Source organism: Sediminibacterium sp. KACHI17, from assembly GCF_040362915.1.
Taxonomy (GTDB): domain Bacteria; phylum Bacteroidota; class Bacteroidia; order Chitinophagales; family Chitinophagaceae; genus Sediminibacterium.
Map to the genome: position 1 here is coordinate 3,061,892 of NZ_AP029612.1, position 17,613 is coordinate 3,079,504.

The 17,613-nt window shown below is 39.3% G+C and carries 16 protein-coding genes; 11 read left to right on the forward strand and 5 right to left on the reverse strand.

The features are described 5' to 3' along the window. Positions 1-71 precede the first annotated feature (71 nt). Positions 72-1,250, forward strand: a complete 1,179-nt coding sequence (locus ABXG83_RS13575) for a methyltransferase domain-containing protein (RefSeq protein ID WP_353549406.1) — start codon at positions 72-74, stop codon at positions 1,248-1,250. On the opposite strand, the gene mnmA is transcribed toward ABXG83_RS13575, so the two are convergent. Further along, on the reverse strand, positions 1,247-2,356 hold the full coding sequence (gene mnmA / locus ABXG83_RS13580) for a tRNA 2-thiouridine(34) synthase MnmA (RefSeq protein ID WP_353549407.1): 1,110 nt from the start codon (positions 2,354-2,356) through the stop codon (positions 1,247-1,249). The genes ABXG83_RS13575 and mnmA overlap by 4 nt on opposite strands. A 96-nt stretch (positions 2,357-2,452) precedes the next feature. Further along, positions 2,453-2,893 (reverse strand): aspartyl protease family protein, encoded by a 441-nt coding sequence (locus tag ABXG83_RS13585; protein ID WP_353549408.1) that lies wholly within the window; start codon positions 2,891-2,893, stop codon positions 2,453-2,455. A gap of 144 nt (positions 2,894-3,037) precedes the next feature. Here ABXG83_RS13585 and ssb point away from each other — a divergent pair, with 144 nt between their 5' ends. From ssb to ABXG83_RS13620, 7 genes are all read left to right on the forward strand, one after another. Continuing rightward, a complete protein-coding gene (ssb, locus tag ABXG83_RS13590; protein ID WP_353549409.1) occupies positions 3,038-3,484 on the forward strand; it encodes a single-stranded DNA-binding protein in 447 nt (148 codons plus the stop codon). Positions 3,485-3,851: 367 nt separating this feature from the next. Continuing rightward, complete coding sequence (locus tag ABXG83_RS13595) at positions 3,852-4,157, forward strand: hypothetical protein (RefSeq protein WP_353549410.1); 306 nt, start codon at positions 3,852-3,854, stop codon at positions 4,155-4,157. 628 nt (positions 4,158-4,785) lie between these two features. Then, complete coding sequence (locus ABXG83_RS13600; RefSeq protein ID WP_353549411.1) at positions 4,786-5,535, forward strand: ATP-binding protein; 750 nt, start codon at positions 4,786-4,788, stop codon at positions 5,533-5,535. A gap of 2 nt (positions 5,536-5,537) precedes the next feature. Next, on the forward strand, positions 5,538-6,209 hold the full coding sequence (locus tag ABXG83_RS13605) for a response regulator transcription factor (RefSeq protein WP_353549412.1): 672 nt from the start codon (positions 5,538-5,540) through the stop codon (positions 6,207-6,209). A 50-nt stretch (positions 6,210-6,259) separates the two neighbouring features. Then, positions 6,260-7,345 (forward strand): Ldh family oxidoreductase, encoded by a 1,086-nt coding sequence (locus tag ABXG83_RS13610; protein WP_353549413.1) that lies wholly within the window; start codon positions 6,260-6,262, stop codon positions 7,343-7,345. Positions 7,346-7,462: 117 nt separating this feature from the next. Next, positions 7,463-8,773, forward strand: coding sequence for an aspartate kinase (locus ABXG83_RS13615; RefSeq protein ID WP_353550768.1), 1,311 nt, complete (start codon positions 7,463-7,465; stop codon positions 8,771-8,773). 83 nt (positions 8,774-8,856) lie between these two features. Further along, a complete protein-coding gene (locus ABXG83_RS13620; protein ID WP_353549414.1) occupies positions 8,857-10,101 on the forward strand; it encodes a carboxypeptidase-like regulatory domain-containing protein in 1,245 nt (414 codons plus the stop codon). Between the two features lie 23 nt (positions 10,102-10,124). Here ABXG83_RS13620 and bioA read toward each other — a convergent pair whose 3' ends face one another. Continuing rightward, on the reverse strand, positions 10,125-11,384 hold the full coding sequence (bioA, locus tag ABXG83_RS13625; protein ID WP_353549415.1) for an adenosylmethionine--8-amino-7-oxononanoate transaminase: 1,260 nt from the start codon (positions 11,382-11,384) through the stop codon (positions 10,125-10,127). Positions 11,385-11,505: 121 nt separating this feature from the next. Between bioA and ABXG83_RS13630 the strand changes: the two genes are divergently transcribed. Continuing rightward, positions 11,506-12,066 carry an RNA polymerase sigma factor gene (locus tag ABXG83_RS13630; protein ID WP_353549416.1) on the forward strand — a complete coding sequence of 187 codons (561 nt, stop codon included), beginning with the start codon at positions 11,506-11,508 and terminating at the stop codon, positions 12,064-12,066. Further along, positions 12,056-13,462 carry a hypothetical protein gene (locus ABXG83_RS13635; RefSeq protein ID WP_353549417.1) on the forward strand — a complete coding sequence of 469 codons (1,407 nt, stop codon included), beginning with the start codon at positions 12,056-12,058 and terminating at the stop codon, positions 13,460-13,462. The genes ABXG83_RS13630 and ABXG83_RS13635 overlap by 11 nt, the downstream gene beginning before the upstream one ends. Positions 13,463-13,605: 143 nt before the next feature. Here the strand turns inward: ABXG83_RS13635 and ABXG83_RS13640 are convergent, their stop codons facing one another. After that, on the reverse strand, positions 13,606-14,085 hold the full coding sequence (locus ABXG83_RS13640) for a YdeI/OmpD-associated family protein (protein ID WP_353549418.1): 480 nt from the start codon (positions 14,083-14,085) through the stop codon (positions 13,606-13,608). Further along, positions 14,057-14,998, reverse strand: a complete 942-nt coding sequence (queG, locus tag ABXG83_RS13645) for a tRNA epoxyqueuosine(34) reductase QueG (protein WP_353549419.1) — start codon at positions 14,996-14,998, stop codon at positions 14,057-14,059. Before queG ends, ABXG83_RS13640 begins: the two co-directional genes overlap by 29 nt. Positions 14,999-15,176: 178 nt before the next feature. On the opposite strand from queG, the gene ABXG83_RS13650 reads away from it, so the two are divergent. Beyond that, positions 15,177-17,579: a hypothetical protein gene (locus tag ABXG83_RS13650; RefSeq protein ID WP_353549420.1), complete on the forward strand. Its 2,403-nt coding sequence runs from the start codon at positions 15,177-15,179 to the stop codon at positions 17,577-17,579. Positions 17,580-17,613 lie beyond the last annotated feature (34 nt).

Consider the following 17,613-nt stretch of genomic DNA (forward strand, 5'->3'; position numbering starts at 1 on the left):
CATAAGGCATACCTGGAAACAGATCTCGCTTACAACGAGGTATGTTATGTGCCTATGTAATCCCATACCCCATGATGCGATTCCAGTCATATTTCAATACTGCTATATCTCTTATTCAGGGATATAACGGATCGCAGCCATTGGTGCATTACCTCAAAGCCTATTTTGCCCAAGAGAAAAAACATGGTGCAAAAGACAGAAAATATATCTCACATCTTTGTTACAGTTATTACAGATTAGGACATGCGCTGAAGGAGTTATCTGTAAAAGATCGATTGAAGATCGCATTGTTCTTTGCAGAGAAAGCTCCTGGTTATTGGTCCGGTTTGTATAAACCTGATTGGGTAAAGAACTGGAATGAACAATTAGAACAACGAATAGCATTTGTTGAGCAACTCTACCCCGTATTTAGTATACAGCATATTTACCCGTGGAAAGAAGAGATCAGTGCAGGCATCGATATCCCGGCATTGAGTATAGGAGAGTTTACTCAACCTGATCTTTTTATCCGTATAAGACCCGGATTTGAAAATGTCGTTCGTAGCAAACTGAAAGATGCAGAGATCGCCTTTCAGGAATTATCAGAAGCTACATTGGCGTTACCCAATGGCACTAAGCTCGATAATGTATTGGAAATTGATCAAGAAGCGGTGATCCAGGATCTGAATTCACAGCGGGTAAGATTATTGTTTCCTGTGCTAGAAGGATCCAATCTACGGGTTTGGGATTGCTGTGCAGCCAGTGGAGGAAAATCTATTCTTACTTATGATCACTTAAAGCAAGATTTTTCACTGACAGTATCGGATGCGCGAAATTCTATTCTTCATAATCTTAAGCAACGCTTTAGCAGAGCAGGGATCGAACGGTATGAATCTTTTATTGCAGATCTTTCTGTTTCTACTTTTGCATTCAACGGCGAGCCATATGATCTGGTCATATGTGATGCGCCTTGTACTGGAAGTGGTACCTGGTCCAGAACACCCGAACAACTGGCTTTCTTTAGTACGGATAAAATCACTTTATATACTACGCTTCAAAGAAAGATCAGTCAAAATGTAGCCAAGGCTGTAAAACCAGGCGGCTATTTGATGTACATCACCTGTTCATTATTTCGCAGAGAGAATGAAGAGATCGTGAAGCAGTTGCTCGAAGAGAATGATACACTAGAATTGGTTATGCAGCAACTCATGACAGGGTACCATCAGAAATCAGATACAATGTTCGCAGCCTTGCTCAAACGAAAAGTCTAAAGCGTAGACAGCTCACCACGTTGAATGATTCCACCACCAATCACATCATTGCCTTCATAGAAAACAGCACTTTGTCCGGGAGCAATACTTTTTACATGTTCATAAAAACGAACACGTATACCATTCTCATGGTTGTATAGATTGGCTAACGCACCACTGTCTTTATAACGGATTTTAGCCATGGCTTCCATACCGTCCGTGATACCATCGTACTTGATCCAATTCATTTTGGTGACCAGCATATCGTTTTGCTCAAGGTCTTCTTCGTCGCCCAATACTACAGTATTTGTATTCGGATCTATCGCAGTGACATATGCAGGTTTACCCAATGCAATATCAAGTCCTTTACGCTGACCGATGGTATAAAAAGGATAGCCTTTATGCTGACCTAATTTTTTTCCTGTTTTGTCCACAAACCAACCACCATTGACTTTTTCTTCTAGTCCATCAACATTTCTTTTTAAGAAGCCACGGTAATCATTATCCGGCACAAAACATATTTCATAGCTCTCGCTTTTTTTAGCGAGTTCTGGGTAGCCCATATCCATCGCCATTTGGCGAATATCTTTTTTATGATATTTACCTAAGGGCATGATGGTTCTGCTAAGTAATTCTTGATCCAGTCCCCACAATACATAACTCTGATCTTTGGTTGCATCCAACCCTTTGCTGATGACATAGCGGCCATTGGTATGTTGCCTGATTTCAGCATAATGCCCGGTCGCAATAAAATCACAGTTGAGTGCATTCGCCCTTTTCAGCAAGGCTCGCCATTTGATATGGGTATTACACATCACGCAGGGATTAGGAGTACGACCTGCGAGGTATTCTTCAACAAAATTTTCGATCACGAAATCTCCGAACTCTTCACGGATATCGAGGATGAAGTGAGGGAAGCCATGGTGTACGGCAGCCTGACGGGCATCGTTGAAAGAGTCAATATTACAGCAGCCTGTTTCTTTGGAACTTGTACCGCTACTGGCATAGTCCCATGTTTTCATGGTAATGCCTACTACTTCATATCCTTCATTATGGAGCATGAGTGCCGTAACGGTACTATCTATACCGCCACTCATCGCTACCAACACTTTTCCTTTACGGCTCATGTCAATTAAATTAGTCTGCAAAAATACAGTAAGCGCGCGAATTGAGGGGTAGATAGGGGGTGATGGGATGCTTAATGGCTTTCGAATAACGAAAAATCAGAGGTCTACGGCCATCAGTTTGAAAGTATGACTCCATCCGTCATATACAAAACTGCAATACCTAAGAACATCTCTACCAATGATGCCATCATAAGGAGCATTGCTATAATCACCCTCGACAACGTCAATAGGCAGTGCTTTTTCCCGGAAAATGGGAAGGTAAAGAATGGCTCGAAAGAGCTTTAACTCGTAGCGTCCACCAGCGCCATCTACAGTTGCATCATCACGGTATTGATTCAGTTGTAAGCGTTCAATGATGGACTTATCTAACCCGGAAATATTCGAACCGGTGTCAATCAATAATTTTGTAGTGATATAGGTATGGTATCCGTTGAAGTTCTTGACATTTAAAAAAGTTTCTTCATCCGTGTGAATTTCGGCTTCAACGATCGGACCGTGGTCCTGTAAGGTTGGAATGGTTAATTGTAATCCCTGCATTTGAAAACAATTTATATTCACTATCTGAGAGTTACAAAGCTTGTTAAACCAAATTCCTTGCCTTATTAAACAACGTTGAAAAATTGCGGGAAATACGCGGTTTCTGTTTGGTCATTTTGACGATATTTACCGAAACTCTTTGTTATGATAAAATTATTGGTGATTGGCAATCTGGGTAAAGATGCCATCCTGAACAATGTGAATGGAAAGAACGTGATCAACTTTACGGTAGCACATACTGAAAAATATAAAGATGCTCAGGGTGTACAAAAAGACCGTACAGTATGGGTTGATTGTTCTTATTGGACTGATCGCACAGGTGTTGTTCCATACCTTAAAAAAGGAACACAAGTGTATGTAGAAGGTAATCCAGATGTAAGAACCTATACTACTCAAGATGGTAGAAATGGTGCTACACTTACATTAAGAGTACAGAGTATTCAATTAGTAGGAACGAGAGGTAATGAAGGGGGCAATGGCTCGTCTGCTGGTAATAGCGGATACGCACCACAAAGTGCATCTTACAGTAGCCAACCTTCTGTGTCTTCCCCGAATGAACTCACAGAACCTATGGATGATTTACCATTCTAATGTACCTGCTGATCGCATGTAAATAATAAAAGGAACCCACGGGTTCCTTTTATTATTTTAGATTATAATGTGTTCATCAATAAGTAGTTATAATGCGAAATACCGTAGTTGTACGTACATTTTTGCGTAGTTCTACGTTGTAGTTTTCTCAAGGATTGGAATAATATTGCCTTGAAAAGAGGTCTTCTATTTCTTCCAGGACATCAGAAGAATACTCATCAGATAACAGGATATTATTGAAATACCGGCTAACTGTTTGTGACATCAAACCGGGCATTTCAAGAGCGGGTCGGTTCATGGGGGGATCAACCCGCTCCTGTTTACTGATTTCCTACCTTATATTTACAACTACCAACTGCTTGGATACATGCAACACCTCATTTCCTTACAGGAAGCCATTGATATGACTTCCCTATACAGATCTAACATTCCATCAGGAATGGTAAACTCTGAAACGTTTAGCAAAGAATCGGTTTCAGCCTTATTGAATCAACCCGGATGTGTATCACTTAGAATTTATTATGGTAAAAAAAATGATGATACCATTCATGCGATATTAGTAGGTGTGGATGAAACCGGGGCTGATATGATTCAAACATCCGATCTTATTCTAGAGGAAGGCCAACGTTGCCCACCGGAATGCCCAACTCCTCCTTCACCATTGAACGGTTAATTTAAATGACTCCCCAGGCTAAACAAATTATAGCGTTTTTTCTGATTATGGTAATGATTGTAGGGGTTGTATATGCCATCATCCGTAAAGATAGAATGAAGAATTACTATAGACCTTTTTACGTCTATTTGATTGTGGCACTTGTATTCGAATTACTGATTAAAATCATTATTTATTCAGGTTATAAAAGTTCACTTGTCAGCAACTGTTATGTTCTAATAGAATTCCCCATTTTTCTATGGCTTTTTTATAATTGGAGCTCCAGAAACAACAAGATTTATTTTATCGGACTATTTCTCATTGGTGTAGTGATCTGGATATTTGATAATCTGATCATTAATAGTATTTTTCAAATCAATTCTTATTATAGGATCTATTATTCTCTGGTACTGATACTGTGTTCCATCAATCAATTAAATAAAGTCATTTTTCAGGATAACATTATGCTCTGGAAAAATGCAACTTTCTTGATTAGTATTACTTCAGTGTTTTATTACAGCTACCGTGTTTTTATTGAAGGGTTGTTTCTTTTTCAAGAGGATTTCAGCAATGATTTTTTTCGGGGAGTATATAGTATCATGGTTATTGTGAATTTTTTATCACATTTGATCTATACATTAGCGGTATTATGTATTCCAGCGAAGCAAGAATTTACCTTACGATACTGATCACCACCTTTATCATTGGTACGATCCTCGCTTTTTTTCTTGTGACCATTATCCGGCAACATAAAAAAAGATCAAAGCTCTATGAGGACCGTTTGCGGATGGAAGTTGAATTGTTGGAGACTGAAAGAGGAAGAATCGCTTCTGATCTTCATGATGATCTAGGTCCACTACTCTCTGTTATTAAAATGAATATTCACTTATTGGATACAAAAGATAAAAATGACCTGATCATATTGGGTAAAACGACCAGTCATATCGACCATACCGCAAAAAGACTGAGAGAAATATCCAATAATATCATGCCTTATACTTTACAAAGAAAGGGACTATTAACAGCAATGGCTGAAATGACAGAATTATTGGTAGAAGGCAACAAATTATCTATTGAATTCAATAATTCTATAAAGGATTTAGCAATCACTAAAGAAAAAGAGATCCATATTTTCCGATTGTTTCAAGAAGTGCTAAATAATTCTATTAAACATGCCAATGCTTCTGAAATTAATATTCATTTCTATCAGGAGAAAAAAGAAATTTGTCTTTTGATCAAAGACAATGGATGCGGATTTGATAAAGAGAAAGTAATGAGTCAAGGAAAAGGGCTTGGCCTTCAAAATATTCTTCGTAGAGCAGGCATCTTAAAAGGGAAAGTATACCTTGAAACTGCACCAGGAAACGGAACAGAATATCTTTTCAGAATACCTTTATGACCATGGAACAGCTTCTCCCGATTCGAGTACTAATTGCAGATGATCATGATATTTTCAGAGACGGACTTTCATTGTTACTAATGAAGGAGCCCACGATTGAATTAGTGGGAGATGCTGCCAATGGAAAGCGATTGATACAAATGGCCAAAGAACTGCATCCGGATATTATTTTGACCGATTTGAAAATGCCCGAAATAGATGGGATAGAAGCCATTAAAACCATCAAAGAACAATTGCCCGCAATTAAAACCATCGCTTTATCTTCTTTTGATAGTGATGCAATGGTCATTGACGCATTAGAAGCCGGAGCAATGGGTTATATCATCAAAAATGCAGATCGCGGTGAAATCATAGATGCTATCAGAATGGTATTTACCGGAAGTCCTTATTACTGTAAAACCACATCAAGCCGATTGGTAAAACTGATTGCCCGAAGTGAATTCAATCCTTATAAAACAGATGCTCCTAAATTATTCTCGGATAAAGAGAAAGATATCATCCGACTCATTTGCGAAGAAAAAACCAGTAAAGAGATCGGAGAACTGCTATTCATGAGTTCTCGGACCGTTGAAGGGCATCGCGTTAAGATCCTGGAAAAAATGAATGTAAAGACCACCGCCGGTGTCGCGATCTATGCCATCAAGAATGGACTCTATAACCCAGATCAAGAGTAATATTTATTGTGCATTTATGATGACTGCTACTCCCTTCGTAACTTGCAGTCATGGATCAGACATTTTCTTATGCATCTTTATATGCATTTACAAAGAAGGTATTCCTTAAAATGGGATGTTCAGATGTAGATGCCACTACTGCAACAAATGTATTGTTGTCTGCAGATCTTCGAGGGATCGATAGTCATGGTGTGGCCCGACTCAGTGGGTATGTTCGTTTATGGGAAGTTGAGCGTATCAATGCTACCCCCAATATTCAAGTGGTTCATGAAACGCCTTCCACAGCTGTTGTGGATGGAGATGCAGGGTTGGGATTGGTGGTAGCACCCTTTGCTATGAAGATCGCTATTGAAAAAGCAAAGCAAGTAGGTACAGGTTGGGTAAGTGTGCGCAATACCAATCATTTTGGTATCGCTGGTTATCATGCTATGATGGCATTGGAAAATGAAATGATCGGAATGGCCATGACCAACGCAAGTGCATTGGTAGCACCTACTTTTTCCATCGAAAGAATGTTGGGTACCAATCCAATCGCTGTAGCTATTCCGGCAGGAGAGCAACCACCCTTTGTGGCAGATATGGCTACCACAACAGCCGCAAATGGTAAACTGGAAATACTGCAAAGAAAAAATGCAGAAGCCCCATTGGGCTGGGTCCAAGACAAGGATGGACATGCATCAACTGATGCCAATATCTTAAAGAAGGAAGGAGCTTTATTACCCTTGGGTAGTGATCGTGAACATGGAAGTCATAAAGGATATGCACTAGGTGCGATCGTAGATATTTTTTCAGCAGTACTCAGTGGGGGTAGCTATGGTCCCTGGGCTCCGCCATTTCCGGCCTATGTACCCATGCCTGAAAATATGCCCGGTAAAGGGCTGGGTCATTTCTTTGGTGCCATGAGAATAGATGCTTTCCGTCCTGCAGCAGAATTCAAATCACATATGGATAACTGGATCACCAGGTTTAGGAATGCAAAACCCGCTTCTGGTCATGATCGTGTATTGATTCCAGGTGATCCGGAACGTGCTTATGAAAAGGAAAGAATGGAGAAAGGTATTCCAATCGTAACAAGTGTTGTAGAGGATCTGAAAACTGTGGCTGCAAAATTGGAAGTCGACTGGATAACAGCATAAAACTATCAAGCTAACGACTGTTCATTTAAAATCCCTCTTGATTTAGCCTTCCATCAGTTACCTTTGCACCTCATTTAACAACTAAAAAATCGGGGGAGGGGGATTCTTATGAAAGTAATGAAGTTCGGCGGTACCAGCGTAGGAAAGCCGGAACGTATGCACCAAGTATCACAATTGATCACTAAGGATGCAGAACCCAAGATCGTTGTGTTAAGTGCACTAAGTGGCACAACCAATGCTCTTGTTGAGATCAGTAATAGCCTTTCATTGGCAGACAGGCAAGCAGCCAAACAAAAGATCGATCAGTTAGAAGCTCATTATCGTCAGTTTGTACTTGATCTAGTGAAGACAGATCATGTTCGTGCAAAAGCGAATGCTGTTGTTAGTGAACATTTTGAATTCCTGAATATCATTTTACGTATTTCCTTCAGTGAAGCGCTCAACAAAGATATTTTAGCGCAAGGTGAACTGATGAGTACCAAACTATTTAGTTGCTACCTTGAAGAGCAAGGTATCGATCATATGCTATTGCCTGCATTGGAATTTATGACGATTGATGCCAATGAAGAGCCTCAGTTGGGTAGCATCAAAGTGAAATTGAGTCAGCAACTGCAACTACATAAAGACAAAAAATTATTCATTACTCAAGGATATATCTGTCGTAATTCGAAAGGAGAAGTGGACAATTTGAAAAGAGGAGGTAGTGATTATACCGCTTCACTGGTAGCCGCAGCTATTCAGGCAAGTGTTTGTGAGATATGGACAGATATTGACGGTATGCACAATAACGACCCTCGTATCGTTAATAAAACTGTAGCTATTGAACAATTGAGTTTTGATGAAGCAGCAGAGTTGGCTTATTTCGGTGCTAAAATTTTGCATCCAACATGTATCTGGCCTGCACAACAGGAGAATGTTCCGGTGAAGTTATTAAATACCATGCAGCCTGATGCACCTGGAACTGTGATCACTAAAGAAGCTGGTAGTGTAGGTGTGAAAGCAGTAGCTGCAAAAGATGGTATCATAGCCATCAAGATCAAAAGCAGTAGGATGTTATTGGCATACGGTTTCTTACGTAAAGTGTTTGAAGTTTTTGAAAAATATCGAACTTCTATTGATATGATCACCACTTCTGAAGTAGCCGTATCAGTGACCATTGATACAGATGTTGCTTTGAGTAGTATCGTGAAAGAACTGGAACCTTTCGGAACAGTTGAAGTTGATAAGGATCAAACCATCGTATCAATTGTAGGTAATGAGATCGCTCAAACAGATGCAGTTCTGCAAAAACTGTTCAATGCCATTCAGGAAATACCGGTTACCATGGTTAGCTATGGTGGCAGCACTCACAATATTTCTTTATTGGTACCTAGTCAGTACAAGACTAAAACATTGCAATTACTCAATAGCGGCTTATTTGGATTGTGATCAATGTTAAATGACGTTAATATTTAAGCCATCCGTCTAGACGGATGGCTTTTTTTATTGAAATTGTTGTTTCAAATCATGGCATGAGAATCGTAGTTGTACTGATCACTTGTATTGTGAGTTTTCAAATCTCCTTTGCTCAGCAAACATTAAGGGGGAAAGTCATCGCAGGTGATACGAAGCAGCCTATTCATTTAGCCAATGTCTTTTTAAGCAATACCTCCATTGGAACAGTGACCAATGCTGACGGGTCTTTTGTCTTGGATAGATTTCCCCAAGGACGTTTTGATGTAGTTGTGTCCTGTATTGGTTATGAGACCTATGTGACCACTATTCAATATGCTCAATTACCTGCTTCAATTGAAGTAGTACTAAATCCTAGAATAAATGTATTGCAAGAAGTAGTGGTAGAACCTTATGAAAAAAATGGCTGGGATCGGTATGGAAAATTTTTCATGGAAAATTTCATAGGGATGTCTGCATTGGCAGCTGATTGTAAACTAAAAAATCCTGAGACGATCCGATTTCGATTCAATAAAAAAGAAAATATTCTTCGGGCATTTGCAGATGAACCAATTGTATTAGAGAATAGAGCACTCGGATATATTTTACACTATGACTTAAAAGTGTTTGAATATAATTATGGAACAAGAATATTTTACTTTCAGGGATATCCCTTGTTTGAAGACATAATTACGGATCGGAAACGTTTATTGAATCGTTGGGAAAAGAATCGAGCGGATGCTTACGCAGGGTCTATGATGCATTTTATGCGTTCACTATTCAGAAATCAATTGATTGAAAATGGTTTTGAAGTAAGGAAACTCATTAAGGTCAGTGAAGAAGAAAAGAAGAGAGTTAGAAGCATTTATAATTCTAGGACCTATATAAATGGTAGTGGAAACATTATCGTCAATGATAGTTTGCTGGGTAACGGAAACAAAGACAGTGCTGATTACTACCGAAAAGTGATGCGACAGCCGGAAAAAATGGCTGTATTGATCAATCAACTTTTACCGGGCGATAGCATCGCGTTTGCGATTGATAGCTTTACTGCCGGATTATATTTTGATGATCATCTACAAATTATCTACAAATACAAACAAGTGCCAGATGAATTCGTTAGGATGAATACCCTATCTGTTCAACCTAAAACACCCGTGATGTCTGAAATCTATTTGCCAAGAAAAAAGACCATTGCAGTACTTGCCAATGGTAGCTATTTTGAAGGTATAGACCTCATCTCTTCCGGATACTGGGGTTGGTGGGAAAAATTAGCAACCATGCTACCTTTTGATTATAAACCGCCTGTTAAGAGAAGTGAGTAGTCAGTATCAAAATAGGTTACTACTCACCATGCACCCAATAAGAAGGAGTATATTTTTTGTAATTCTACTTCCTCAATGCAATATGGGGGCATGATGTATACAGTGTTACCTAATGGACGAATATACATGCCCGCTTCTAGCGCTTTCTTGGTGATCACCGTACTTACCTGATTCAGGTACTCCTTTTTACCCTGATCGATCTCAAAAGCCAGGATCGTTCCCAGTGTACGAACATCTTTGATAGGCAGTTTGCTCTTGCGAAGCTCAGCTGCACAGGTAAGATTCGAAGCGCATATATTTTCAATCTGTGACAGACATTGTTCTTTCTCCAATAGATCTAGGCTGGCAAGTGCTGCTGTACAGGCTAATGGGTTCGCTGTAAAGGAATGCCCATGGAAAAATGTTTTCATGGCGTCATCATCGACATAAGCCTGATAGATACGATCAGTGCAAGCTGTTACACCAAGCGCCATTGTACCTCCTGTTAAGCCTTTGCTTAAACAAATGATATCAGGCTTCTTATGCATGTATTCACTTGCGAAAAATTTTCCGGTTCTTCCAAATCCGGTCATTACTTCGTCCGCAATACAGATGATATCATTCAGCTTGGCGGTATTCAGTAATTCATTCAGTAGATAAGGGTCATACATATTCATACCGCCTGCCCCCTGTACCAAAGGTTCATAGATGAATGCAGCAGTTTGTGATGCGTGTTGCTGCATGGTATTTTTTAATTCACTGATATTTTCTTGTGTCGGAGTATCCAGAAAAACAACATCAAAAAGTAATTCATGAAATGCCAGTGTGAAAACACTACGATCACTTACACTCATCGCTCCGAACGTATCACCATGATAACTATTCTTAAAAGCGATGATCTTATTTCTTTGTTTTTGATTCTGATTCCACCAGTATTGTATGGCCATTTTCAGCGCCACTTCTGTAGAGGTTGATCCATTATCACTATAAAAGATCCTTGAAAAATTACCCGGTAAGATGGCTAATAATCGTTCAGCCAGTTCTACTGCCGGACGGTGAGTAAATCCCGCAAAGATCACCTGTTCCAGTTCCAAAGCCTGTTGGTATAATTTCTCAGCGATATAAGGATGCGCATGGCCATGCAGATTTACCCACCAGCTACTGATTGCATCAATATACTGATTCCCGTTTTCGTCAAATAACAATGAACCCTTACCCTTAACTATGGCTATCGGATCAGCCATGTTTTTTTGTCGGGTAAACGGATGCCAAATACATTCTTTATCACGTGAAACAATACTCATACGGCAAATGTAGGGTGTAAATGGTAGTTGTTTAGTCACTGATTCAGGTAGTTTTGCCCTGATTTTTTTCCTGCATGCAACGCAGGTATAACCAACCGTGTCAAAGCACTGAATTCACTGCATGTTAGACGAACAGAAACTGGTAAAAGACTGCCTGAAGCAACATCCGGCTGCCCAAAAGCTGCTGTATGACACATTTGCCGAGCAAATGCTGGGTACCTGTTTCCGTTATACCAAGAGTATGAATGATGCAGAGGAGGTTATGCAACAAGGTTTTATCAAAGTATTTCAGAACCTGCATCAGTTTCGTTCTGAAGGTGATCTGGGTGCATGGATCAGAAGAATTATGGTCAATACTGCGATCAATTATTTAAAACGAAAGCCGCAATATCAATTAGATCTAAGCTTTGAAGACACTCATTTGCATCCGGTTGATAGCCATCAGCCTGATCTAAAGATACAAATGAAGGACCTTTTAAATCTGATCAGACAATTGCCTTCCGGCTATCAAACCATTTTTAACCTCTATGCGGTAGAAGGATATTCACATGTGGAGATCGCTAAAATATTAGGGATCAGTGAAGGCACCAGTCGATCACAATATGCAAGAGCGAGGGCATTATTGATCAGCTGGTTAGAAAAATATTCTGTTAACGGAAAAAAAGATCGTTATGCCCAATAAGTCTTTTGAAGAGCAAGTGAGGGAAGAACTTTCCGGTCTGCGTATCAAGCCCAATGATGCGATATGGGAGTCTGTTGCCGCAAGCCTCCAGCAAAAAAGAAAACGTCGATGGGCAATTTGGTTTCTTACATTATTGGTCGGATTATCCGGGGCTTCTTTTTGGTTTTTCATAGAGCAACAGCCACTGACATCCGCATCTGTGAAGTCAAAAATCACTAGTGATACTCAAAAAAAATCATCCATTACGGATGACTTAGAGATCAAAGCATCCATCAAAAAATTACCAAAGTCTTCTGATAACGAAATACTCAGTCAAATAAATATTCCTGATCGGACAGTACGATTAGCATCACCGGTATCAAACACTTTTTTACAACCGGCTGCCAAGGAGAAAAAGATCAATGTACAAAAAGAATTACCCCAATCAGTAGTGCCTGTGAGTGATACAGTATCTTCTTCTATGATAGTAGATGCTAATTCCGTAGCTACAGCAACTCAGGTCAGTACTCCACAAAAAGATAGTCAATTTGTGATCCCTTCAATTGTTGGTATTAGTGAAAAGGCTGTCATTGATTCTGTACAAAACAAAACAGTTCTGTTTGTATCTCGCGATACAGTGAGCCCATCAGACAAGCAAAAGAAAATATCTAAATGGAAATGGAGATTGGCCGTACAAGGTGGACAAAGCGGTGTTCGCAATTCCTGGGGGTCATTGTTTAGAGCGAATAGTGCAGATGCCTATACAGGCTTTTTTACTTCATCTAATCTCCCGAGCTCTCCTTCAACAGGGGCGGGTTCTTTTGCATCATCGAGAATAAAATCAAACGATCATCTTTCACTAGGCGTTTCTATTGAAATGATCAGAACTTTTGGAAAGAAGAAAAAAAATAGTATTGGATTACAGTTGGGATATGATTTGTATCAAACACGTACTAGAATCGGTAATAGTAACACAGGTACTTTGCAGTTCTCTAATGTCAATCGATCAAATGAATCTTCAGTATACTTTGGAGTAAATGATAGTGCCAATTATATTGCCTCCTATCATTTTATACGATTGGGCGTGCAGTATTATCGCTCATTGAAATGGATACCTAAAACGGATCTTCGCTGGTATGCAGGTATAGGATTCAATACAATGGTTTCAGGGAATGGGTTACATCTGGGTACTGCAAATAATAATCTTTATTATTTCAAAAACAGATCTTTATTACGAACTGCTCAGCTGGATATTACTACCGGGATTGAATTTGCCTTAGGAAAACATAAACGCTTATTTGTAGCACCGCAAGCAATGTACATGCTTAGCAATATTTCAAAACAAGCAGGAGTAAATCAGCATTTGTTTCGTCCCACGATTAAAGTTGCATGGCAGTTATCAAAGAACTCACCATAATGCAATACGCTTATGGGGCATGTGTCAGATAGGTATCAACTATTGGTAGGGAAACAAGAATTCTGCTAGCAGAAAGTATGATGCTACATATAAATGACTTTCATTCAGAGCGGCTTATCGTTTATGGTAAGCCTGATTAGTTCTCATGTGTTGGTTTTCAGTGTCAACCCGGCAGCGATTTTGGTAATAGCTTTTGCCATTCTTTCTGTTCGGGTTGTTTCTTTTTTTGCTTCATTGATCCAATCAATATATTGTTTTTGTTCACCCTCTTTCAATTCAAAGAAATGGGTATAAGCTTTTGGCTCATCTTTTAGACACGCTAAAAAATTTGCTGGAACACTGATGGGGTCATTATCCCGATAGAGTGTGATCAGCACATGATCACCCGCTTCTTTTCCTATACTTTTTCTGATGGAAGCTTTAATAGGTAAAAAGAGTTTCCCATTGCCCATGGGCATGAGTTTATAGTTACTAATAACATGATCATCAATTGTACCTTTCACTTTAACCCATCCAAATGGTTGTTTGGGATCTTGACTTATCTCTGGGATTGTAGCATAGGTCCAGCCACCTTTTCCCGGGAATTTTTCAAGCTTATATTTTTTTCGAATGATCGGTTTCATGTTTCAGGAAAGATAAATTTCGCTGAATACCCTTGAATTTACTTCGTTTAAGAGGGGAATGCTGAAATATTTTTTTAAAAGCTTCTTCGGTCAAGAGTTCCCATTCATGGGTACTTAAATTTAATATCTGAGGCAAAGGATCAAATGAGGGTTCCTGATGCGGATGACTGAATCGATTCCATGGACAAACATCCTGACAGGTATCACAACCAAACATCCAGTTATCAAATTTCCCTTTCATTTCATTCGGGATCAAAGCATCTTTTAATTCGATGGTGAAATAACTAATGCATTTACTGCCATCAATCACTTTGTTGTCCAATATGGCTTCAGTTGGACAAGCATCAATACATTTTCTGCAAGTGCCACAGAAATCTTTAGCGAAAGGATCATCATATTCCAATGGAATATCAACGATCAAGGTAGCAATAAAGAAAAATGAACCGTTTTGCTTGGTGATAAGATTTCCATTTTTACCGATCCACCCGGCACCACTTCTGGTAGCCCAGCTTCTTTCCAATACCGGAGCAGAATCTACAAATCCTCTTCCTTGTATATCGCCAATATGGATCCGAATAGCATCTAACAATTTTTGTAATTGTTGCCTGATCACTTCATGATAATCTTTACCCCAGGCATATTTAGAAATTTTTGGAGCACCCGGGCCTTGTTCCTGAGAAGGGAAATAGTTTTTTAATAAAGTGATCACAGATTTAGCTCCCGGAACCAACTTAGTGGGGTCAACCCTAAGATCAAAGTAGCTTTCCATATATGACATGGAGCCATGTCTCTGCTGATTAAGCCATGATTCTAACCTCCGCGCGTCATCATCCAGTGGAACTGCTTTCGCAATGCCACAATAATCAAACCCGTTTGTAGAGGCAATATGTTTGATGGTTTGAGTGGTGGTCACGGTATCAATTGATCGGATTATTCAAATGTACATAGGATTTGATCACTTGAATACGAACTTCTTTTCTTCGACTTAATTTTGCTTTACATCTTTAATGAAAGTGCGCATTCTGGGATCAGTGGAACAGAACAAGTGCAAACTAATTTAATGTTTTATCTTACGCCATAAAACGAGTGAAATGAAGCGTGTTTATCTTCTTTTTGTATTGACTTTCTTTGTCATGGTGACTAAACAAACCCATGCTCAGCAACTAGACTCGATCATGGATGCACATGCGAATATCTTTCCCAAAGAGAAAGTACATATTCATTTTGATAAACAATTGTACAATAAAGATGAAACCATCTGGTATAAATTATACCTGTTAGCGGAATATGTTCCGAGTCCTTTGAGCAAGAACATATATGTAAACTGGTATGATACAGAAGGTAAAATGTTACGTCAGACTGTAGCTCCATTGTTTCAGTCAACGGCCAAAGGCTCATTCGATATACCGGTTGATTATAAAGGAGAGTTCGTAAGAGTAAAAGCTTATACCAGTTGGATGTTGAATGATGATACCAGTTTTATTTATCAGCGTGATATCCCTATTAATAACGGTACTCCGGTCAGTAAAGCAAAACCTGTACGTAAAACACATGTTGAGTTATTCCCTGAAGGAGGTAATCTGGTATTAGGCCTAGATGAAAAAATTGCATTCAAGGCTTCTGATCAGAATGGTCGTCCCGTAATGGTCAAAGCTCAATTGATGAACAGCAAAAATCAGGTATTGGATACTTTACGCGTTAAGCATGATGGTATGGGTTTCTTTTTCCTAAAATCTGTAGCTGGTGAACAATATCGTGTAGACTGGATAGATGAATATGGAGCCAAGGGTAGTACGCCATTAACCGGAATACAAAAAGAAGGCCTATCACTCAGTATTGCCAGCACCAATGATAAAGCACTGATTTTAGTAGAAAGAACAGCAAATGTTCCCGAAAATATGCAGCAGCTGTATTTGTTAGTTCATATGAATGAGCGTCCCATATACAAGCTGAGATTGAATATGACCGCTAAAACTGTGATCAACACGGCGGTTCCAATTGAAGAACTGCAAACAGGCATCCTTCAATTTTCTTTATTTACCAATGATTGGATTCCGATGGAGGAAAGAATTTTATTCGTGAATAACAGGATGCATGAATTCAATTCAAAGATCAATCCCGGAATTGTGAGTCTCGAAAAACGAGGTAAAAATATTCTGGAAATTTTGGTGTCAGATACAGCTGCAGCTAATATGTCTATCTCTGTTACCGATGCAGCATTGAGCGGAGAAGATCAACATACCATTTTCTCAGATTTTTTATTGAGTCATCAGTTAAGAGGTTATATACACAATCCCGCATATTACTTAAAGAGTGATGCAGACAGTATCACAGCTAGGTTGGATCTGGTGATGCTAACGAATGGTTGGAGACGGTTTGATTGGGATAAATTAAAAGCAGCTACACAGCCTGTTCTAAAATATGCACCGGAGACAGATTTCCTCAAAATCAAAGGTAAGGTTTATGGTATGGAAGCAGGAAGGGCCGGTGGTCCGGAATTATTGAACATTATCCTGAAAGGAAAGGATAGTAGCTCCAATGTTTATTTTGTTCCGATACAAAAGGATGGTTCTTTCGACGAACCTCTACCCATATTCTTTGATACTGCACGCGTCTATTATAATTTTAATGATAAAAATAAAATCGGTTTTGTAGGACAAGTTCAATTGGGAAATGGTCTCTTGAAGAAAGAACCAGGTAGCACCATTCGTATGGGACAAGTACCTGTATTTCAGGTATGGTCGGATAGTATTGGATTGGCAAGGATGAATCTGTTTTTACAAGAGCAGGAAAAACTACGTAAAAGCATGGCTAGTGCTACTTTACAAGAAGTAGTTGTAAAAGCAAAGATCAAAGACCCTATACAGGTATTGGATGAAAAATATGCAAGTGGACTTTTTTCCGGAGGCGATGCGTATAGTTTTGATTTAATGAATGATCGTATGCCGGGTGCATTGAATGTGCTTACCTATTTACAAGGCAAGGTCGCAGGATTACAAATTTCAGGAAGTGGGTCACAGATGTCAATGAGTTGGCGTGGCGGTACCCCATCATTGTATTTGAATGAAATGATCACAAATGTAGATATGGTACAGAGTATTCCTATTACAGACATTGCTTACATCAAAGTAATGCGACCGCCATTCTTTGGTTCTGGAGGTGGTGGTGCAGATGGAGCTATTGCTATTTATACCAAGAAGGGCGGAGATGTTCAGCGCAATGACCCAAGTAAAAAAGGAATGGAAAGCACCATACTTGCAGGCTACTCAAAGTTCAAAGAATTTTATAATCCGGTATATACCAAAGAAAACCCTTCTTATGACCCAGATGTGAGGAGTACATTGTATTGGAATCCCTATATCCTTACCAATAAAAGAACCCCTCGTTTCAGGGTTGAATTTCATAACAATGATTTCTCAAGAAAACTGCTTGTAGTACTGGAAGGCATCAACTCAGAAGGTAAAATGACTCGAACAGTTCGATATCTCGAATAATTCTTTAGCTAGCATGGGTTCCATTTCGTGTTAG